Raw genomic sequence first — 20,049 nt, forward strand, 5'->3', positions numbered from 1 at the left:
CTAAGCACCTCCAAATAGCATCCCCAGTAACTTACCAATAATAGACATAACGGATAGGTCGTTCCCACCAAAGACGAACAACCAGTTTTGAATGGTGGTAGACATCATGGTACCAGAAATGGCCACCAAGATAACCATGACCGCGGCAGCGACGGCAGTCCCAATGATGGCCCCGCGCAGACCACCCTGCCCTTCAGCAATGACGGCCGCCCCACCACATTCAAAGAAACTGGTGATGACTAGCGGTACTAACAAGACCCCGAAGACATTGGTCGCGTTCACAATCAGAATCATAGCAGTAGAACTAATCATGGCGATAATAAAACCGATTAAGACAGCATTTGGCCGGTAGTTGAATAAGATTGGTACGTCAAAAGCCATTTTGGCACCAGGTACCACTTTTTCAGCAATCCCTTGGAAGGCTGGCATGATTTGGTTAATCAATAAGCGAACCCCATAGAGTAAGACCAAAAGCCCACCGGCAAACTCTAAGGAAGATTGAATGGAGTAGCTAATCAGGTTGTTCTTAGCTGGCACTAAACTTGGGATAAAGCAACCCACGATTAGGTTCATGACTAACATGACCAAGCCACCGGTGATGGAAATTTCGCGGAAGAAGGAGAGACCAGCAGGGAGATCAAGATCTTCCGTTGATTTCTTCTTGTCCCCTACCACACGGGCTACACTCCCTGCAATGATACAGAGGATACCCGTTGGGTGCCCGATTAAGAAGGAATCATCCCCTGTGGCATCCCAGACAAAGCGACGTATAATCCACGGGCCCAATGACCAGTAGAGTGCGGATAAGACGGCCCCCACAATGATTAACATAGTACCTGACACCTTGGCTTCCACCAGACCGGCCACAATAACGAATGGGAACCACCAGAGCATGTTACCTGTTAAGAAAATGGTCTTAATCGGTGTAAATCTGGCAATAGCAAGGTGCAGGGCAAGCGCTACGAACATAGTGACACCCACTGTCCCACCATATTCAGCTGTAAAAGTAGCATCAGACAAGCCTTCTGACACACTGACCCCTAGGCTGGTTTGAACAGCCGTATTGATTGGCGCAATAGAACCCAACAACATGTTGACCCCTGTCGACAAGATAACCATCCCGAAGGCAGCTGTCAAACTCCCCTTGATAACATCAGAGATAGGCTTGTGTTGAACCAAAAGCCCGAACATGGCGATTAAGCCAAGTAATACAGGGGGATTTCGTAATATGTTATCCGTAATAATATCCATGGTTATTCTCCTTTAGATGCTAGGTAGCGTTTAAATTGTTCCCTTACTTCATTGACATCCATGTATTTCTTAATTGGATAGATAGGAGCTTTAATGGTTTTTTCTAATTCTTGTTGTAATTCAAAACTGGTGAAGTAGACATCCGCTGACGTCGCTTTGGCCGTTGATAAGTCAGTATTTTCGACCTCCGCATCAATTCCCAGTTCTTTGACTACTTTTTCGACGGTCATTCTTAAGACCAAGGAGCTCCCGACACCAAATCCACATACTGCTAGAATTTTCATTTGACTTCCTCCTTTAATCTGTCTTTGATTTGTGCTAATTGCCCTGACTTAATTAATTGGAATTTGTCCTCATCCATGAACACGGTCATTAGTTCCTGCAAGAGAGCCAGATGACTGGTGTTATCGACGGCCGCTAGAACTAAGAAGACCTTAGCTGGCTTGCCACAGACGTCGACCGCTTGCTTAACGATTAATAAGGACACTCCGATTTGCTTCACCCCTTCCCCTGGTCTTGCATGCATTAAGGCAAATTCGTCTCCAATCACCATATAAGGACCGTTTTGAATGACCGAATCCATCATGGCGGTCACATAGTCCTCGCTAATATTGCCCTTTAGCAGGAGGGGCTGTGCCGCCAACCTAAGGGCTGACTGCCAATCCTCTACCCGCTCTACCACTTGGGCATTCTCTAGTAGTTCATTCACACATTCCATAGTCGTTCTCCAATTGTTTTAGTAACCAAGGTTTATTGCGGACACCTTCCACAATAAAGTACATGACATCCCCTACTTTTGAGGTTTCTTCTTTTGCTACCAAAAGCAAGACGATCACATCCACCTTGTCATAACCCCAGGCAATAGGCTTATCTAAGAGTAAGACCGAAATATTGCTAGTCTCGACTAATTGGGGATTAGCGTGAGGGATCGCAATCCCCTTATCCAAATAGGTGGATTGTTGAGCTTCTCTTTCTAGTATGGAGGCTAGTACTTGCGTCTTCTTGGCCTCCTTCAAGTCCTTCTGCTGATCTAACAAGAAGCTGAGCGCCTCTTCTTGCGTCTTGAAATTCCCCTTATAGATGCCATTAATCAGCCCCCTACCATGATTCATCATTTGGTACTGGTTGAGCGCGGACTGACGGGCCACTACCTCGGCATAGGCCGTCATAATTTGCCGCATGTCTTCTTCCGTACATAAGGGGCTAATGGTAATCACGGGGCGCTTAAGGCCTTCAATAGGAACCGTCGAGATAATGAAGGAAATATCTTCTACCTCTAATTTCTCCAATTGCTTCAAGGATACAATCTGTATGTCGTGCAAGTTTGGCAAAAGCCTTTGAATCTTGGCATTAATATAGGTGCTTACACCAATTCCATTAGGAGAGACAATCACCACCTTTTTCTGGATAAATTTGCGCTCAATGGCTGCCTGGATATGCAAGACTAGAAAGCCAATCTCGTCATCAGATATAAGTGGACATGTGGCTGGTAAGCCATAGCGACTTCCCTCGTTGGTTAGGAGGTACTTGACATCTTGGAAGAGAGCATGATAGTTACTTTTAATATCGGCTAGCAGCGGATTGACCAAGCTAATCTTAGCTTGAAGACGAGTGAAGAGCTGATTCATATGAATCGCGATATCTTCCAGCAACTTATGGTCATCCAGCAAATCCAAATTAATAATGAGCGACACATCTTGAATGAGCGCACGAATTTGATTTTTTAAGCCTTCTTGAATCTGACCCTCGCCCTGAGAAAAGCCACTCCCTAATAAAATGGTCACTAGATAAACTAATTCGCTGGCACTAAAAGCCAGGTTGCAGACTGCTTCTAGCCGGCTAATCAGATCCCACAAACGAGGGTAATAACGTGTAGGCTCCAAGTAATTAGTATCCAACAATTGAATGTGATGACCTGCCTTGGCCCGACCGATTAGGAGACAAATGGTCGTGCTGATTTGGGCCATATTGTCGCCTGGAATAGGCTGCTGTAAAGAGTCGCTATATTCCTGTAGTAACAAGATAATCCGATTATATAAAGCGCTGTCAAAACCATCTAAATAAAATGGCGGATGCTGACTAATCATGAGACGCTTCAAAATCTGCTGAGCCTGAATCTCGCTGCCACTAAAGAAGGTACCTGAATTATTAAAGGACAAACTGGCGCCATCCTTTTGGAAAAAATGTTTAATGAGGTTGAAGTCATTGGACAAGCTGCTACGCGAGACAAAATATTGATCCGAAAGTTTTTGGTAACTTAAGGTCTCATAATCTAGTAAACGTAACATAATCTCCTGGCGCCGCAACCTATTATCATTAGCTATCATGTTCATTTATCTCACCCTCACACTTATAGCGTATCAGAAATTCTATCGACTAGGTATACCAAAAAAGCGAAGTCATTTGTAAGTAAAAAGCTGAACACCTCTAAATATAATATAACATAGTAAGAGACCAAACCCAAGCTAGCCATAGGCTTTGAAAAACACCTATTATCTTGTCTAAAAACGTTTCCTTTTCTGTCCTTTTAGTGTAAAATAGAAAGACACAAGAAAAGTAGGTGACTTTACATGGCAACATATAGCAAAGAAAGCTTGATTGAACGGGCTCGCCAACTCCTGCCCAAGGCTTATGCGCCCTATTCTCATTTTCCGGTTGGGGCGGTCCTTTTAATGGATGATGGCCAAATTATTGAAGGGGTCAATGTCGAGAATGTTTCCTTCGGTGCTACCAACTGCGCGGAGCGGACTGCCATCTTCACGGCTGTCACCCAAGGTTATGGTCCTAAATCCATCCAGGCCATCGCCGTTGCCGGAGATACAGAGGATTTCTTACCGCCTTGCTGCATTTGCCGCCAGGTCCTAGTGGAATTCTGCCGGCCTGATGTACCCGTCTATCTGACCCGTCGTGACGGCCAAATTTACGAGACCACGGTCAGCCAAATCGTTCCACTCGCTTTTGAGTCCTTAAAAATGTAAACTATAACTATCATACTTAGGAGGTATCCCATGGCACAAACTTTACTCCATGCTTGCATCCGCGTCCAAGACTTGGAAGCAACCCTTAAATTCTATACTCAACTCTTCGACTTCACCCTTAGTCGCGAGAGCCGCTATCCTGATCACGGCTTCGACTTGGTTTACTTAACGGTTCCAGGCAGTGACTTCGAATTGGAATTGACCTATAACTACGACCACGGTCCATATACAGTCGGCGATGGCTTCAGCCACTTGGCCTTGGGCGTTGATGACTTGGAAGCTGTTCATGAACGTTGCTTGGCTTCAGGCTATGCTACTACTGAAATGAAGGGCTTGCCTGGCAAACCACCACGCTACTTCTTCGTGACAGACCCAGATGGCTACCGTTTGGAAGTTATGCGTAACAACTAATAGAGTGAGTAAGGCTAGGACTTGTCCTGGCCTTTTTCTTTGGGACTTGGCCTTGCGCTAGCCTCTCCCCTATGTTATACTTAGAGCTCGATGAGCCGATGCGCAACCTGGTAGGTTGCCATCGTCAGCCTATCATAGGTCTCCTTAAGAGGCCGCACCCGGATGGTGGATAGGAAGGTCCCTGCTGTGAACAGTGACCTTGGCTAGCTAAGCTAGTTCTGACACCCAAAAGACCGCAGCCTAGGCCTAGCCTAAACTGCGGTCTTTTTTTATTTTAACTCATAGTGAAGGAACTCATACAGCAACACATAGTTTCCTTGACAGGAGTCAAAGGTCTCCTGCCGAACATAATCATCACCCACACGATTGAGGTAGGTCTTGCCGTCTGGCCCAAGCTCAATTTGACCATCCGTAAACTGCCACTCTTGGCCGCCCATCTCCTGCGGCGCCCAGTGGCCCTGCCTCTTTTGCTGGTCTGCCTTGATAAAATTGTCCTGACTTAAGCTGGGGTCTGCCTGAGTCGCCACTTCTTTTAAGGCTGCTAGGTCACTTTGCCAGTCCCTCTCCATAGGACCTGGCTCATAGACCGCCAAGGCTTGCCAGGCTTTTTTATCTAAGCCGGCCGCTAACTGGGGTGATAGATCCAGTCGTACCCGGACCAAGATTCTTTCCCCTTTGTGGGGGCCTTGCGTCAAATCAACCAGGTAATGCGCTCCATCAATTTGACGCATAGCACTCGGCTCACTTAGACCCAAGACCTGACCCAGGAGGAAGGGCACCTGGTCTTGGATTTGCACCAGCAAAGCCATGGCTTGCTGTTCTCTGTCACGTCTAAGTTGGGATTTGACCATGGACCATTGAATATTGGCCTGATAGTAACGACTGACTTCATGTAAATGGGCAGCGTGGCCAGCTAAAAGCCACAGGACGCCCATTAAGGTCAGCTGACTAATCAGCATGAAGGCTAGCACCAAGGGAAAGGTAAAGCCCCTAGGGCCCACTTTCATCTTGCCTTGGCCTGAGCCAAAAGTAAGTTTGGTAGACTTGTCCATTGGTGAAGCTCACCTCCACTCGCAAACTCTCTCCAGTTTGTGCCAGCCGCCACTCCGCTACTTGATAGAGATAGGGCTGGTAGCCAGCTTGCTTATAGAGACGTTGCTTATTCAAAACAATGCGATAAGTCTTCTTGTCATCTTGCCTGTCCACCAGGTCTAAATAGTCCAGACCTACTTGCTGGACTTGAAAGTGATTGAGCTCGGCCTCGAAGACCATGACGAAGTTTTGCCACTCTAGGCCATGGTCGGTCTCGGCAGCCTTAATCCAACGCTGGTAGGACTGCAGGGTTAGGACGGCCGCCTCAAAGAGCAAGGCCAAAATTAAGAGGCTAAAGAGACATTCCACTAAGGTAAAGCCTTGCCTAGTCCGTCGCTTGAACATGGTAATGACTCCCCCGCTCAAACTCAATCCAACAGTCTTTGTCCTGACAAGCAAAATCAACCATTTGGGGATGGGCTTGTCTGGCCTGGATCAGCCAGTCTTGGTCTTGTCTCATCCAACCTTCCACCATCAAGGCAAAGAGCCGCCACTCCTGACTAGCCACTTGACTCTCCTCAAGTCGCTGGTAAGCCTGATGCAGGGCTGGAAGGTAGAGGGCCATCATGGCCCCCAAGAGGAGGAAGCCCACCAAAGCTTCCAGGGCAACTTGTCCCCTAGTCCCCTTAGAATTGCGGCGACCACTAATCCATTTCAAAGCGTCCACTCCCCAACTGAAAACGAATATGGTGCCTTTGGCCTGTCACCCGATTGACCAAGGTCACGGTCTTGAATTTCTCGGTGCGTCCATCACCAAAATAATGAAATTGCAAGAAAGTAAGCAACTGCCAATCTTGGGGTAAGGCATAGACTTGTCGCGCCTGGGTCTGACCCAAGGGCTCAATCAGCACTTGATTGCCACCCGTCTCAAAGACCACCCGATAGGTCTGGTGGCGACTAATGGCCTGAGTCTGGCTGACCAGTAAGGCCTGGGCTAATTGGTCGCAGAATAGACGGCAGCGCCATTCTGCCAGAAAATTGCCCATGGGCAGACTGGAAAAGCACCACAAGACTAGGCTGAGAATAACCATGACCAAGAGCGACTCCCAGAGGCTAAAGCCAGCCTGGCGATCTGGTCGACTTGCTATCATGGTTGAGGAATATTAATTGGCAGGGTAATAGTCGTATTCTCATCCAACTGCAAGAGCTTCTTGGCTTCCTCTACCTGCTTATCAGTCAAGTAGCCAGCAGTCTTCAGTTCTTTGACGGTTACCTCGCTATCATTTTCTGCCAATTTATAGGTATTGACCTGGGTTTCGATGATTTGCGCCATATTCTGACGCGCTTGCTTTTCAATTCTTTCCTTCTGACCGGCCACGTTTGGAATAATAATGGCCATGAGAAGGGCTACGATAATAAGGACGATCAACATTTCGATCAACGTGAAGGCATTCTTCCGCCGACCCTTCAGCACCCTTGCTTTCATGTTATGACCTCCTTTTGTCCTTGCGCAAAACTACAAGCCCTGAATAGTCAACATAGGCAGCATCATGACCAAGTACATAGCCACCACCAGCAAGCCGATAAAGATAAAGAGAATAGGCTGGATAAAGTGGATTTTCTTGGTCATGTCTTCCTGCAAATCCCGACCTAGCTTGGCCGCATAGACTAGGCATTTGGCTGATAGCTGGCTGGTCAATTCACCCTGCTCAATAATGAGAGGGAATTGGCGGGTGAAGAGACCTAGCTGGCTTATCTGCTGGGTTAGGGGCTTCCCCTCCAGACAGCCGGCCATCAGATAATGGGCTAGTTCAGCCAGGAAAGGATCGACTGGATAGTCCATCCAGACCTGCAACATTTGTTGAAGGGATAGGCCTCCTGCCAGAAAGTATCCCAACTCGTAAGCTACCTGCTGGGTCAGCTGCCAGGATAACCACTTACCTAGAAGCGGCAAGGGCCTCAGCAAGGCATAGCGCTTGAGGTAAGAGGCTTTTTGCAGGAGTAGTCCCCCTACTCCCAGACCTAGCAAGCTCACTGCCAGTAAGACCAAGGACAGTTGGGGCAAATAGGTGAAAAAGCCAATTAAGAAGCGGACTAGCCATACCTGCTCATATACCTCCTGGCTAATAAAGCTGGTGACCTGGGGCAAGATAAAGGTTCTCATGCCGAATAGCATGCCAACTAGACAGAGTCCCATCATACCCGGATAGGCCAATTGCTTGGCCATTTCCTTACGGAAGAGTCGGGCCTGATGCAGGCGCTGAGCTGCTTGAACTAAGGCCTCCTGCAGGCGATTCTGGCGACTGGCATAGAAGAGTTGAGCCACGATTTTGGTCCCAAATCCTAATTGGGCCAGGGATTTTTCTAGGCTCTGCCCTTCTACTAAGGCCGCATCAACCTTCAGAAGCAAGGCCTGATACTTAGGCATTAAGAGGGCCAGAAATTGTAGGGCTGTGCTTAAGGCAAAGCCCTGGCCCAACAAATCCGCTAGGACCGACAAGACATAGGCTTGTTGGACTAGGGGCAGCTTCTTGGGTTGATTGAGCCGCTCAAACCACTTCAAATTGTAGGTAGGCCTTCCCATCGATGAAGCCATAGGACCACGCCTTTCTCAGCTTGTCGTTCAGAGTCTGATAGGCAGGCTCTGCCAGCTCCTGGGTCAGATATTGGCGCAAGGCCTGTCCTGACAGAATCTCTAGCAAGGCCAAGCGCTTAGCCCCAACCGGGTGATGTTGACAAGCTAGCTGGCAACTGGCTTGGCAGAGACTACAGTAGCGCGGAATCAGCCGTTGACTGACAATGCCAATCAAGGTCTGGGTTAGCTGAGCCTGACTAATACTAAGCTCAGCCAAACGCGCCATGACGCCCAAGCTATCCTTGGCATGGACGGTCGCAATCATCAAGTGCCCGGTCAAGGCACCCCGGATGACCATGCGAGCCGTCTCTTCGTCCCGGATTTCGCCAATCATTAAGACATCCGGATGATGACGCAGGCTAGCCTTAATCATGACATCATAAGAGATACCAGCCGCTTCATTTATCTGGGTCTGTAGGAAACGGGGCTCGAAGATTTCCACCGGATCTTCCATGGTAATCACCTGGATGAACTCCTCTTGCAGTCGCTCTCTAAGCAGGTGATAGATGGTGGTAGTCTTGCCCGAACCGACTGGCCCCGAGAAGAGGATGAGGCCCGACTTGCGTCGGATTAAGCGCCGCAGAATGTCCAGGTCCTTGGGAAAATAAGTCAGCAAGGGCCCGCCTTGACGCTCTTGCGACTGGATGACCCGAATGACCAAAGACTCTCGCAGGTGGACATCCCCAATGGTCGAAAAACGCAATTCCACAGCCTGTCCATCTAGTTCTAGATGGCTTGCGCCCGACTGGGGCTTACGCTTCTCCCCCACATCCATATCCGCCCGATACTTGAAGTAATTGATGAGCCGCTTGCCCCAGTCCAGGTCCTGATGGCCCTCTTCATGCAAGAGGCCATTGAGACGAAAGTAAAGGACATAGTGGTCAGGCTTGGGCATCAGGTGGATGTCGGATACACCTTGGGAGACGGCTTTAACAATGAGATCATGGGCTTGTTCTTCAATTGCTAAGGACATAGAATTTCCCCCTCACTTATAAATACCCAAAAGGGGGCACTTTTATCCGAAAGAATTTAGAGACTTAGATATGTTGTTTCTCAATATTTTGGTAGGATAGCTGATTTTTAGCGAAATTCCTTAATTCTAAAATCAAAGAAGACTTTATTTTTCTTATTTTATTAATATACAAATATTATATAAACAACAAAAAAAGCGCCCCAAAGGACGCTTCACTCAGTGTTGGTGGGACGGTATTCCCCACACCTCCCGATATTGGTCGTTAGCCACCGTGATAGAACTTTCTACCTCAACACTTCAGGATTTAATTATACTTGCTGTATCACCCTTTTGCAAGTCGCTTGTTAAACCCTCTCTCGCTTAATGCGTGCATTGTTCTAACAGTCAACTTGATCTGACTGATACGGTCGTCAAGCAAAGTATTTTCTTCTAGTTTCTTAGCGAACTCAATGAATCTAAAATCAGAGAATACTTTATTTTTCTTATTTAGCTAATATACAAATATTATATAAGTATAAAAAAAGGACGGGACCTAAGTCCCATCCTGCTAAAACCAGGTCTCCTTCTGGCTGACCTGCTGGTAGTATTGTAAGGTGTGGTTGTTTTCCAAGAGATAGTAGCCCAAGACCCCGACAGCTAGCCCGGCCAGACAGCCCCCTAGACTGAGCCAGGGCAGATAGTTGAAGAGGGTCCAAGAGCGGGCGAACCAGGCGGCTACTGACAACTGGCCCACATTGAAGACCATGCCTCCCAGTATGGAGAGTCCAATGACCGAAACCCGCTTAGGCCCCAGCTGCTTGACCAAGAGCATAGCCCCGAAAGACAGGTAGGACCCCGCCAAGGAATAGAAGAACATGGAGAAGGTCCCCCCTACCAGGAGGGTGACTAGTAAACGCAGGCTGACTACCTGGAAACTCTGGCGCGGCGTCAAGGTGAAAAGGGCCAAGAGCGTGACAATATTGGCCAAACCTAGTTTGGCCCCCGGCGCAAAGACAAAAGGCGACGGCAACATACGTTCAAATATGCTAATGACCACCCCTTGGGCGACCAAAAGCGAGAGATAGACCAAGATCCGATGGCCGTGGCGCTGCATGGGCACCCTCCTTTCTAAGCCGAGATTAAATAGAAAAATTGCGCCCTAGTCAGCCTAAGGCGCAAAAGTCAATTAAAGCCAATTAGTTGCTTGAAGACTCGCTTGAAGCATCTGGAGTGGTTGATGGCGCATCTTGGCTGCTTACGTCATCTGGTTGGTTAGCTAAGTCTACTAACTCTTTGACTGCATCCTTCAAGTCAGCGTCGTCGATTTGAACCTTAGCTGCTTCGATTAATTTCCCAATAATCTTGTAAGAGAATTTTTGGTCTTTAAGCTTGCTGTCAAGGTATTCTTTCTTCACATCTTCTTTGATGTCAGCAAATGGTTTCTTCTCCCCATTGTTGATGGTCTTGATGATGTGGTAACCGAACTTACTTTTAACCGGTGTCTTAGTGTACTCGCCATTAGCTTGACCCTTAACCCCATCTTCAAATTCCTTAACCATTTGACCTGAAGTAAAAGGTGATAAGAGACCCCCTTGTTGGGCAGACCCGTCTTTAGAGTAGGTCTTAGCTAACTCGTCGAAGTTTTCGCCAGCATCTAACTTAGAGATGATGTCTTTTGCTTCTTCTTCAGTGTCAACCAAGATGTGTTGAGCTTCCATCTTAGGTTGGTAAGTGTTGTTGTAGTAGTCTTCGATGGCTGCATCAGATTGGTCGATTTGCTTAGAAACCACTTCGTTGAAGAGGTTGCGGATGTAGATTTGGTTCTTGAAGTCTTCAACTGAACCTAATTTTTGGTAGGTTAAGAGTTCTTGGAACTTCTCTTCGCCACCTACTTTTTCAATTTGCTTAGCGACTTCATCTTCGGCTTGCTTCTTGAGGTCAGCAGCGTTAGATGCATTCATTTCCAATACCTTTTGTAAAATCATTGAACGCAAGGTCACTAAACCTGCGTCTTTTTTCATTTGGTTGTAGAGATCTTCCTTGGTAATGGTTTGGTCACCCACAGTAGCAATGTTGTCTTGCGCGTAAGCGATAGTCGATGTATTAGCAAGAGCACCTGATAAAACCAATACTGAGGCAAAAGCCATCATGCGGTTAAGAGTTATTTTTTTCATTTAATCAATCCCCTATATAACTTTAAATTTTTGATTACTGTACTACTATACCACATTTACCATGAAATGAGTATGAAGAAGTCGAAAATCCATGAAAAGATTATGAATTTTTCACATTTTCCTGGGCTTCTTCTAAATCCGAGTTAAGTTTTTCAACTTTTTCCTGGGTGCGACGGATGCGTGGCCCATTGGATTCCTGAAAACGACGGAAGAGCGTCTGTACTTCCCCTACCGTTGACTGTAAGAGCGGCAAGCCCTTGTCAGTTACCTCGTGCAATGCCTGGCGAATACGGCAAGTATCTTGCCCCAGTTGTTGGCTATCCTGACAGAAATCATTGACATAAGACTTAAGCTGGCGGCGAGTAGTCGCCCCATCTTGTTTGACATTAAATAGCGTCCAAGCCCCAGCCGCCAAAGCGCCTAAGACGAACCCGCGTGTAAATTTACCCATTATGCTTCCTCCTCTTGTGCTAAGGCGCTGGCAATGGCAGCCGCCCGAGCGCTAAATTCTTCTGATGTGTAAGACTTGCTGTTGTCGGCGAAGGACCAACCAAAGCCATCGCTGTCCCCTTGATAGCGGGGAATTAAGTGAATATGGGAGTGGAAAACCGTCTGGCCGGCCGCCTGACCATTGTTATTGAGGATATTAAGCCCCAACATATCAGGAAAGGCACGGCGGACTGCCCGGCTAATCTTAGGCAACTTGGTCATGACCTTAGCCGCCAAGTCCTCATCATATTCAAAAATATTAGCCACATGGGTCTTAGGAATCACCAGGGTATGGCCCGGCGTCACCTGGGTAATATCTAAAAAGGCGTAGACATCCTCATCTTCATAGACCTTGGCACTGGGAATCTGGCCTTCAATTATCTTGCAAAAAATACAATCTGTCATGGCAGTCGCCTCCTCACATTCTATGATGCTAGTCTACCATAAATGTGGGTGAAAGTGTATGGAAAAGGATTGAGTTGCTGATTGCTAGAGCAGTATGTGGACTTTCTATCCTGGATATTAAAAACCGTCCTAATAAGGGCGGTTTACTCTATCTTAGTTTACTTAACTTATTTCTTTCAGCTAACAACTTTTGATATTCTTCTTCTAACTCTGCATTTGGATTGACTGACAACTGACTCAATAGCGAACTAATTCTGAATTCTAGTATTGTCAGCTCATCTTTACGACCACTTCTCTTATTTCTTGTATCTTGTTCACAACTATCAGTCCGACTACTTGATAATATCTGATGATCTAAACTTAGCTCAGAAGTCGCAAGGGATGAGACAAAAGTAGTATCATGACTTACAAAGAGTAGGATGCCTGGAAACTTCTTAAGTATGTGTTCTAATGCTTCAAGCGCCTTTATATCTAAAAAGTTTGTTGCTTCATCGACAAGTAGAACATCTAAATCTTGAATCAGTAAGCAGAGTAACTGACACTTAGCTCTCTCTCCACTACTAAGCTGATTCACCCTAGTCTCAATATTATATGTTTTAAAATTTAACACTGCCATCATAGTTCGCAATTCATGCTGGCTTAATGAGGACACATCACGAACCATTTGGTAGAGGGTACGATCATCATCTTGACTATCTGAGTTCTGCTGTTGAAAGTAGCCCTTTCGATAGTGGCTAGGGATAATTGAATTAACATAATTAAGATAGCTAGTCTTCCCAGTTCCATTATTCCCTGTAATAGCAAGTTTTTGCCCACTCATCAAGGTAAGCGCAGGTAAATCCCAAAGTACTTTTCCTTGAACGGTAGATCTTTTGGGCGGGATATAAAGCGTTTGATTGATATTCTTTTGCGAATAAGTTAAGAAAGAGACATCATACTGCTCGGTAACAGGCTCTGGCTTATCCATTGCTTGCAATCTATCTACTAATTGTAAACGTGCCTTATGACTTTTCTTATTTTTTACTGCAAGTTTTGTTTTCATACCTGTGATTCGATATTCTGATGGACTAAGCTTTCTAGGCTTCTTACTTTTGCGTTCTTGCTCTTCATACTGGGCTTGAATGGTCTGTTTTAGACGTTTTGTCTCTTGATGATATTTCTTAAGGTCGGCCTGATATTCTTGTTGCCTAATCAGGAGCTGATCTTGATATTGATCGTAATTACCTTCATATTCAGTAAGCTGCCCTTTCTCAATCGCCCATATCTTATTACAGATACGACGTAACAAATCACGGTCATGACTTACAATGCAAAAAGTTCCATGGTTTCTTTCTATCAGGGCAATCAAATTAGCTATATTGTTTACGTCAAGAAAGGTAGTAGGCTCATCCAATAGATAAAGGCAATTCGTTTCTTTCAAAGTAGACACCATTTTATCCATGACGGTCTCACCACCACTTTTACCTATATCGGCCAAATTGGAGAAAGTAGAAAGAACACTTGTTAGACCTTGTTTTTCGCATATTTTAGCTATAGAGGCTAATAAAGTGGATTTCCCACTACCATTTTTACCAATGATGCCTATAACATCTCCTTCATTTATTACTAAAGGTGGCGACTTAAATAAGACACGATCTTTAATTTCAATATTTTGTGCAGGTAGATGGTACTGTCTCATAAATGTCTCCTCCTAGCCAAAATACGGACCCTATAGCCTTGTTAGCTATAATTAGATAACACCTTATTTTATCATCTTTTTTTAATCTTATACTTACTAATATTGTACCCTTGTTAAGGTAAATGTCAACTCTTGTCGCATAGTTCAAGTTTCAATTTGTTCTTTGTCTTCATCTGATTATTTTAAGTACAAAAAAGCCCCTCACGAAGAGGGGCTTTCCATACATCGCCGGAGGGAATCGAACCCCCATTACAAGAACCGGAATCTTGTGTGATATCCTTTACACTACGGCGACAGTACTTGATTATCTTACCACAGAAGGTGGTTTTTGGCAAGGTCTTTCCCCTGGAATTTTGGCATAAGAAGAGCCCGGACGAGGCTTGGCCCCATCCGGACTGAATCATCTTATTCCTTAGTTGTGCTGAAGAAAACAGGGTCGCTAAGGTTGAAGGAGATCGTATAATCACTGTCTTTTGGGACCATAATCGCAATATAGCCTTCATGTTCAGTACCTGGAAAGAGACTATAGTCTAAAAACATGCGCTCTTTTGGAATGCTTGGAAAGACCTCTTGCTCAATTTGCTTACCCTTAAGATCCAAAACTCTTGGAAACATTTCGATAGTGTCTAAAGGATAATCTTCGTCGCCTTTTTTATAGACTAATTTGACCTTAATTAGATGATATTCATACTTACTATCCAACTGGTCAATGTCACCTTGATTTGAATCACTAAATTCTAGTAATTTATCTTGAGCTTCTTTGCCCTTAAGAACTTCTAGAACTGAAAGCTTAATGGTGGTCATCACCTTTTGATCGCCAAAATATTCCTTATAGGTAATTTCCTTTTCTTGTCCCAAAGGCACGGGACTATCAGGCTTGCCCCACTTGTCTTTATCAGCTTCTGAATGAGCTTTCTTCTTGCTAGAAGATTCTGTTGAGCTAGAGGAAGCAGCTTCGCTAGAAATGCTAGAAGAACTTGAAGAGCTTTCAGCTGCCACCGAGAAGGTTGGGGCCACAGCACCTACTAGGCTTAGGACTAAAACTGCTGATAGGAGTCTTTTTTTCATTCCATAACCGCCTTTACATCTTAATAAATAGATTATAGCTTATTACCAATTACCTGACAATAAAGACTTGACTGTCAATTATAAAGCCCGGCTCAGGCTCTCGGCCCTAGCCGGACTTGTCTGCGTCTATTCCTTAGTCGTACTGAAGAAAACAGGCTTGCCAAAGTCATAGGAAATTGAATAGTCGCCACCTTTAGGAACAGCTACTATCACATAACCTTCATGGTCACTACCTGGATAGAGTTCAATAGAGGAGAACTTCTTCTCGTTTGGCACATCCGCATAGAAATCCACCTTAACTTCCTTACCTTTGGCATCAAATACTTTTGGTCGGTAAGGCGTTTTTAAAGGCTCATCTTCGTCGCCCTTTTCATAAACAAATTTGAGTTTAATCAAGTTTAACTCATATTTACTATCCAACATTTTGATAGCTTCTTTGTTATAGCTTTCAAACTCTATTAGTTTAGCTTCAGCTTCTTTGCCCTTGAGAACTTCTAAGACGGTAAGCTTAGCCGTTACATCAACCTTTTTACCTCCAATATAGTCTTTATATTGAACTTCCTTTTCTTGGCCTAAAGGAACTGGTGTGCTGCGTTTACCCCAGTTAGCCTTGTCCGCTTCTGAATGAGATTTTTTCTTGCTTGAAGATTCTGCTGAGCTAGAAGAAGCAGCCTCGCTAGAAGCGCTGGAGGAACTTGATGAACTTTCTGCCGCTACCAAGACGGTTGGAGCTAGGGCGCCAACTAAGCTTAAGGCAACAGCTGCAGATAGGAGAACTTTTTTCATTCAATGACCACCTTTACATGTTGATAATTTAATTATATCTTATTGAGAATCATAATACAAGTTGAGATTCATACAAAAGGCTAGGGCCCCCGCCCTAGCCTTGTTTTGCTTATTTTTGTCCGTAGTAGGCATTGGCCCCGTGTTTACGGAAATAGTGTTTGTCCAGCACATATTGTGGTAGAGGTTGAATATCTGGGTTAATGGCTTCTGTTTCCAGGGCCATATGGCAGACCTCATCCAATACCAAGCTGTTCTCGATGGCCTTTTGAATACTTGGCCCCCAAGTGAAAGGTCCATGTCCTTGAACCAAGACGCCTGGTACTGCCAATGGATCCAAGTTGCGTTCCTTGAAGGTGTCCGCGATGACCACCCCCGTATTGACTTCGTAGGCTTCCGCCACTTCTGTCTCAGTCAAATGCCGGGTTAATGGCACTGGCCCATAGAAGGTATCGGCATGTGTCGTCCCGTAGCAAGGTAAATCACGCCCAGCTTGAGCCCAACAAACCGCATACTTACTGTGGGTGTGGACCACGGCATTGACGCCAGGAAAGGCCCTATACAGCACCACATGGGTTGGCAGGTCAGATGATGGGCGATAGCCGTCAGCCTCCAGTGGCTTGCCGTCTAAGTCGGTCACCACCATTTGGTCAGGTGTCATCTGCTTGTAGTCAACGCCACTTGGCTTGATGACAATAACGCCTAAGTCGCGGTTAACTTCAGAGGCATTACCCCAAGTTAATTGAACCAAGCCCCATTCAGGTAATTGCAAGTTAGCATTGAAGACGCGTTCTTTCATTTTGGCAATGATTTCTTCACGATTCATTAGTATCCTGCCTCCTCAAAGATTGGTTTTAGGAAGGCTTGTGCTTCCTTGATACGTTCAGCGGGCTGGTCGTCGGTCTCACTCCACATCTCGAAGAGGAAGGTCCCTTCATAACCTAAGCGCTTAAGGGTCTTAAGGCAGCCTAAGAAGTCGACATCGCCCTCGCCCCATGGCACACACTTGAATTGGCCTGGGAAGTCTGGGGTCACATTCTTGGTGTCCTTGACATGGACAGCCACAATGTGGTCAATCCCCTTCTCTAGTTCGTAACCTGGATTGTTTTCTGGCCAAGCTGACAAGTTACCCAAGTCAGGATAGGCTTGTAGCCATGGCGACTTGATTTGTTGCTTGATTTCCATGAATTTAGACAGGGAGTTAATGAAAGGATCATCCATAATCTCGATGGACAGCATGACTTGTTTGGCAGCCGCCATCTTAACCGCCTTGTCTAGGTTCTGGATAAAGAGCTCACGCGACAGCACAGTCTTGTCTTCATAGTAGACATCATAGCCAGCCAATTGGATGTTGCGGACGCCTAACTTAACCGCTAAGTCCACACATTCCTGCATCATTTCCAAGGCCTTTTGGCGCTTAGCAGGATCAGCCGACCCAAATGGATAGCGGCGATGACCGGATAAGCAGATGGAATAGATGCGAACACCGGTTGAGCCTTGGGCTTGGTTGACGGCTTCAATCTCTTGATCGGTCCATTGCAGGCGGGCCAGACGCTCATCGGTCTCGTCAATGGACATTTCAACGAAGTCGAAGCCCAAGGAGGCCGCTAACTCTAGCCGCTCCTGCCAGGAAATGCCCTTAGGTAGGGCCTTCTCATAAATACCAAATGTTGTCATAGCCTAACCCCAGATCTCGCGGATCTTGTCCTTGAACTCGCGGGCTGCGGCAGCAGGATCTGCTGCTTCCGTAATGCCACGACCGGCAATGAAGGTGTAGACATCGACGCCACGGAAGAGTTCCAAGGTGTCCACGTTGAGGCCACCTGTTACAGAGACACGGAAGCCCATTTCGATTAATTTCTTAACCTTGCTCAGGTCGCGCTCACCCCAGGTTTCACCTGCTAGGAGGGCGTCACGACTTTGGTGGTAGATGGCTTGGCTGATACCAGCGTCTAACCATTGTTGAGCATGCTCATAAGTCCAGTCACCGTAAAGTTCGACTTGGATTTCCTTAACTTCTTTGGCTGCGGCCTTCATGGTTGGAATGGTGGCGCTACAGATACAGGTCATCCAGTCAGCCCCGTACTTGGCCACGTTCTTAGCCACAGTCCCACCTGCATCGGCACACTTGGTGTCGGCGACGATGATTTTGTCTGGGAAGATTTTACGCAGGGTTTGAACCACTTCGCCCCCTACTTCCAGTAAGAGCACGGTCCCTGCTTCGATAATGTCGACTTCATGGCCGACTGATACGGCAGCCGCTACGGCATCAGGACGATTAGAATGGTCTAAGGCAACTTGTAAATTAGGAATTCCCATGGTTAACCCCCTTAGGCACCAATGCCGTTTTCAGCTAATTTCTCAGTGATTTCTTTTTCAGATAAGAGGTTTTGTAAGCCAATGACTTTAGTGTTTGGTAAGTCTAAGCCATCGAAGACATCAATTAAAGCTTTGGAGCAGATCACTACATCATAGCCCTTAGCCAAGGATTTTGCTTCGGCGATTGCACAGTGGTGGATCTCCAAAGGTACACCGATTTTGCGGAAGACATTGGTAATCTTCATCTTAATAATTTGGCTTGAACCCATCCCTGAACCACATGCTGCTAATACTTTCATTTTTTATTCGCTCCTTTTTCATTCTTAAATTGGTATGGCTTGACCGGTGTAAGCGCAGTCAAGCCATCCACGTTTTTATTATACTACGATTAAGCTTCTTTTGCTTCTAAATAGGCTTCGTAATCTTCTGCAATAGTGAAGTAGTGTTCCTTGTTCTTGAGGTATTGCAATTGAGGAATTGCCAAGAGGATTACTAATACGACAGCCAAACCTACATAGTGTAAGTTTTGCATCAAGAAACCGAACCCAACCCAGACAGTGTCCCAGTCGAAGTTACCGTGCCAACCGCCGTATTTAGCTAAGCCGAAGGCACCTGCTGCCAAGGCCCCACCTAATACTTGGATGACCCCTGACGCGAAGGTTAAGATAGAGGCTGCACGCAAGCCACCCTTGTGGTTAGCATAGACAGCGAAGGTCGCGTTGTCGAAGAAAACAGGCACGAACCCAGTGATGATGAAGACAGGGCTCTTGAAGACAATCAAACCGATGATAGCCACTAATTGACCTAATACCCCGAAGAGGAAGCCGACAGTCACAGCGTTTGGTGAACCAAAACCGTAGACAGCCGCACAGTCAACCGCTGGCATAGAACCTGGCAAGAGTTTGTTAGAGATCCCTTGGAAGGCTTCAGATAATTCCGCGACGAACATCCGCACCCCAAGTTGCAATACTTGGATGTAGACAGTGAAGGTTAAGGCAACCTTCATAATGTAGAAGAAGAAGTCGTCTGTTTCCTTGAGGGTCGTCATCTTGAGCTTGAGAATTTCTTGCCCATTGACGCTGACTAAGTAGTCTTTTCCTAAGATTAAGAGGATGGCTCCGAAGAAGACAATCATCAAGATAGAAGTTGCCACGATGGATTCCTTGAAGATAGACAAGAAACCAGGCAATTCCAAATCTTCAATCTTACGGTCATTCTTACCAGAGAGTTTTGGTGCTAACTTGTCAGTTAACCAAATACCAAACATTTGTTGGTGACCGATAGCGAAGCCGCCACCTTCAGTGAGTTCTTGAGTAGGTTCCACGGTAAGGTTAGATGCCACTGCCCAGTAAACCCCAAGGACAATCCCTAAGACAAGCACGAATTGTAATTGGTTGACGTCATTGCCCAAAGCCAAGGCTAAGAGCCAGGTAGCTGTTGCAGATTGTTGAACCATGATGTGACCGGTAATGAAGACGGTACGCACCTTGGTAAAACGACGGAAGATGACTAAGGCTAAGTTAGCCAAGAAGGCCACTAAGAGCACTTGAACGGTCAAACCAGTGGCGTGACCTGCTTCTTTCAAAGCTGCTTCAGCCGCAGCTTGCCCGAAGTATGGGTCGATAACCGCTGCTTGTAATTGGAAACGGTCAGCCAAAGCGACCAAGATTGGACGGAAGTTAGACACCAAACCGCCGGCTGCCACGTTCAAAATCATATAACCGACCACGGCTTTGATGAAACCAGCTAGGGCATCATACCATTTGCGGCCTAAGAGTAAATAACCAACTAAGACAATCAGCCCGACAAAGTATTCAGGCTTGGTAAAGATGTTGGCATAGAAAAACTGCCAGAAACCGAATAAAAATTCCATA

At 46.1% G+C, this 20,049-nt stretch carries 25 protein-coding genes and 1 tRNA gene; 2 read left to right on the plus strand and 24 right to left on the minus strand.

The window, feature by feature from the left end; translation table 11 throughout:
- The 4 genes from ulaA (ACO53F_RS08160) to ACO53F_RS08175 are packed head-to-tail and all read right to left on the minus strand — an operon-like array spanning nucleotide 1 to nucleotide 3,539.
- Nucleotides 1-1,251 carry a PTS ascorbate transporter subunit IIC gene (gene ulaA, locus ACO53F_RS08160; RefSeq protein ID WP_298076824.1) on the minus strand — a complete coding sequence of 417 codons (1,251 nt, stop codon included), beginning with the start codon at nucleotides 1,249-1,251 and terminating at the stop codon, nucleotides 1-3.
- 2 nt (nucleotides 1,252-1,253) lie between these two features.
- The gene (locus ACO53F_RS08165) at nucleotides 1,254-1,535 is read right to left on the minus strand and encodes a PTS sugar transporter subunit IIB (protein ID WP_485138037.1); all 282 of its coding nucleotides are present in this window, start codon (nucleotides 1,533-1,535) and stop codon (nucleotides 1,254-1,256) included.
- Entirely contained in the window at nucleotides 1,532-1,969 is a 438-nt protein-coding gene (locus tag ACO53F_RS08170) for a PTS sugar transporter subunit IIA (RefSeq protein WP_291431850.1), read from the minus strand. The genes ACO53F_RS08165 and ACO53F_RS08170 overlap by 4 nt, the downstream gene beginning before the upstream one ends.
- The gene (locus ACO53F_RS08175) at nucleotides 1,953-3,539 is read right to left on the minus strand and encodes a BglG family transcription antiterminator (protein WP_485138038.1); all 1,587 of its coding nucleotides are present in this window, start codon (nucleotides 3,537-3,539) and stop codon (nucleotides 1,953-1,955) included. Before ACO53F_RS08175 ends, ACO53F_RS08170 begins: the two co-directional genes overlap by 17 nt.
- Before the next feature lie 282 nt (nucleotides 3,540-3,821).
- Between ACO53F_RS08175 and ACO53F_RS08180 the strand changes: the two genes are divergently transcribed.
- Both ACO53F_RS08180 and gloA read left to right on the plus strand, forming a co-directional pair.
- Nucleotides 3,822-4,229 (plus strand): cytidine deaminase, encoded by a 408-nt coding sequence (locus ACO53F_RS08180; protein ID WP_023391879.1) that lies wholly within the window; start codon nucleotides 3,822-3,824, stop codon nucleotides 4,227-4,229.
- A gap of 30 nt (nucleotides 4,230-4,259) precedes the next feature.
- A complete protein-coding gene (gloA, locus tag ACO53F_RS08185) occupies nucleotides 4,260-4,640 on the plus strand; it encodes a lactoylglutathione lyase (protein ID WP_023391878.1) in 381 nt (126 codons plus the stop codon).
- Between the two features lie 269 nt (nucleotides 4,641-4,909).
- Here the strand turns inward: gloA and ACO53F_RS08190 are convergent, their stop codons facing one another.
- The 20 genes from ACO53F_RS08190 to ulaA (ACO53F_RS08285) form a co-directional block, all read right to left on the minus strand.
- Complete coding sequence (locus ACO53F_RS08190) at nucleotides 4,910-5,692, minus strand: hypothetical protein (RefSeq protein WP_485138039.1); 783 nt, start codon at nucleotides 5,690-5,692, stop codon at nucleotides 4,910-4,912.
- Nucleotides 5,631-6,077 carry a competence type IV pilus minor pilin ComGF gene (gene comGF, locus ACO53F_RS08195; RefSeq protein WP_485138040.1) on the minus strand — a complete coding sequence of 149 codons (447 nt, stop codon included), beginning with the start codon at nucleotides 6,075-6,077 and terminating at the stop codon, nucleotides 5,631-5,633. The genes ACO53F_RS08190 and comGF overlap by 62 nt, the downstream gene beginning before the upstream one ends.
- The gene (locus tag ACO53F_RS08200) at nucleotides 6,058-6,390 is read right to left on the minus strand and encodes a hypothetical protein (protein WP_485138041.1); all 333 of its coding nucleotides are present in this window, start codon (nucleotides 6,388-6,390) and stop codon (nucleotides 6,058-6,060) included. Before ACO53F_RS08200 ends, comGF begins: the two co-directional genes overlap by 20 nt.
- A complete protein-coding gene (gene comGD / locus ACO53F_RS08205) occupies nucleotides 6,377-6,823 on the minus strand; it encodes a competence type IV pilus minor pilin ComGD (protein ID WP_485138042.1) in 447 nt (148 codons plus the stop codon). Before comGD ends, ACO53F_RS08200 begins: the two co-directional genes overlap by 14 nt.
- Entirely contained in the window at nucleotides 6,820-7,158 is a 339-nt protein-coding gene (comGC, locus tag ACO53F_RS08210) for a competence type IV pilus major pilin ComGC (protein ID WP_023391873.1), read from the minus strand. The genes comGD and comGC overlap by 4 nt, the downstream gene beginning before the upstream one ends.
- 30 nt (nucleotides 7,159-7,188) lie before the next feature.
- Nucleotides 7,189-8,235, minus strand: a complete 1,047-nt coding sequence (gene comGB, locus ACO53F_RS08215) for a competence type IV pilus assembly protein ComGB (RefSeq protein ID WP_485138043.1) — start codon at nucleotides 8,233-8,235, stop codon at nucleotides 7,189-7,191.
- A complete protein-coding gene (gene comGA / locus ACO53F_RS08220; RefSeq protein ID WP_485138044.1) occupies nucleotides 8,222-9,280 on the minus strand; it encodes a competence type IV pilus ATPase ComGA in 1,059 nt (352 codons plus the stop codon). Before comGA ends, comGB begins: the two co-directional genes overlap by 14 nt.
- A gap of 547 nt (nucleotides 9,281-9,827) precedes the next feature.
- Nucleotides 9,828-10,373, minus strand: a complete 546-nt coding sequence (locus ACO53F_RS08225; RefSeq protein WP_485138045.1) for a Gx transporter family protein — start codon at nucleotides 10,371-10,373, stop codon at nucleotides 9,828-9,830.
- 82 nt (nucleotides 10,374-10,455) lie between these two features.
- Complete coding sequence (locus ACO53F_RS08230; RefSeq protein ID WP_485138046.1) at nucleotides 10,456-11,433, minus strand: peptidylprolyl isomerase; 978 nt, start codon at nucleotides 11,431-11,433, stop codon at nucleotides 10,456-10,458.
- Between the two features lie 100 nt (nucleotides 11,434-11,533).
- On the minus strand, nucleotides 11,534-11,884 hold the full coding sequence (locus ACO53F_RS08235) for a YtxH domain-containing protein (protein WP_314050268.1): 351 nt from the start codon (nucleotides 11,882-11,884) through the stop codon (nucleotides 11,534-11,536).
- Nucleotides 11,884-12,327: an HIT family protein gene (locus tag ACO53F_RS08240; protein WP_314330447.1), complete on the minus strand. Its 444-nt coding sequence runs from the start codon at nucleotides 12,325-12,327 to the stop codon at nucleotides 11,884-11,886. The genes ACO53F_RS08235 and ACO53F_RS08240 overlap by 1 nt, the downstream gene beginning before the upstream one ends.
- 148 nt (nucleotides 12,328-12,475) lie before the next feature.
- Entirely contained in the window at nucleotides 12,476-14,005 is a 1,530-nt protein-coding gene (locus ACO53F_RS08245; protein ID WP_485138047.1) for an ATP-binding cassette domain-containing protein, read from the minus strand.
- 223 nt (nucleotides 14,006-14,228) lie between these two features.
- Nucleotides 14,229-14,300 (minus strand) — tRNA-Arg (locus ACO53F_RS08250).
- A 110-nt stretch (nucleotides 14,301-14,410) separates the two neighbouring features.
- Nucleotides 14,411-15,073, minus strand: a complete 663-nt coding sequence (locus ACO53F_RS08255) for a hypothetical protein (RefSeq protein WP_485138048.1) — start codon at nucleotides 15,071-15,073, stop codon at nucleotides 14,411-14,413.
- A 126-nt stretch (nucleotides 15,074-15,199) separates the two neighbouring features.
- Nucleotides 15,200-15,859 (minus strand): hypothetical protein, encoded by a 660-nt coding sequence (locus ACO53F_RS08260; protein WP_485138049.1) that lies wholly within the window; start codon nucleotides 15,857-15,859, stop codon nucleotides 15,200-15,202.
- Between the two features lie 109 nt (nucleotides 15,860-15,968).
- Nucleotides 15,969-16,682, minus strand: coding sequence for an L-ribulose-5-phosphate 4-epimerase (locus ACO53F_RS08265; protein WP_485138050.1), 714 nt, complete (start codon nucleotides 16,680-16,682; stop codon nucleotides 15,969-15,971).
- Complete coding sequence (locus ACO53F_RS08270; RefSeq protein ID WP_485138051.1) at nucleotides 16,682-17,533, minus strand: L-ribulose-5-phosphate 3-epimerase; 852 nt, start codon at nucleotides 17,531-17,533, stop codon at nucleotides 16,682-16,684. The genes ACO53F_RS08265 and ACO53F_RS08270 overlap by 1 nt, the downstream gene beginning before the upstream one ends.
- A gap of 3 nt (nucleotides 17,534-17,536) precedes the next feature.
- Complete coding sequence (locus tag ACO53F_RS08275; protein ID WP_485138052.1) at nucleotides 17,537-18,175, minus strand: 3-keto-L-gulonate-6-phosphate decarboxylase UlaD; 639 nt, start codon at nucleotides 18,173-18,175, stop codon at nucleotides 17,537-17,539.
- An 11-nt stretch (nucleotides 18,176-18,186) separates the two neighbouring features.
- Nucleotides 18,187-18,474 carry a PTS sugar transporter subunit IIB gene (locus ACO53F_RS08280; protein WP_023391861.1) on the minus strand — a complete coding sequence of 96 codons (288 nt, stop codon included), beginning with the start codon at nucleotides 18,472-18,474 and terminating at the stop codon, nucleotides 18,187-18,189.
- A gap of 89 nt (nucleotides 18,475-18,563) precedes the next feature.
- Nucleotides 18,564-20,048 carry a PTS ascorbate transporter subunit IIC gene (gene ulaA / locus ACO53F_RS08285; protein WP_298076803.1) on the minus strand — a complete coding sequence of 495 codons (1,485 nt, stop codon included), beginning with the start codon at nucleotides 20,046-20,048 and terminating at the stop codon, nucleotides 18,564-18,566.
- Nucleotide 20,049: the final 1 nt, after the last annotated feature.

The sequence above is a fragment of the Abiotrophia sp. genome (assembly GCF_057275535.1).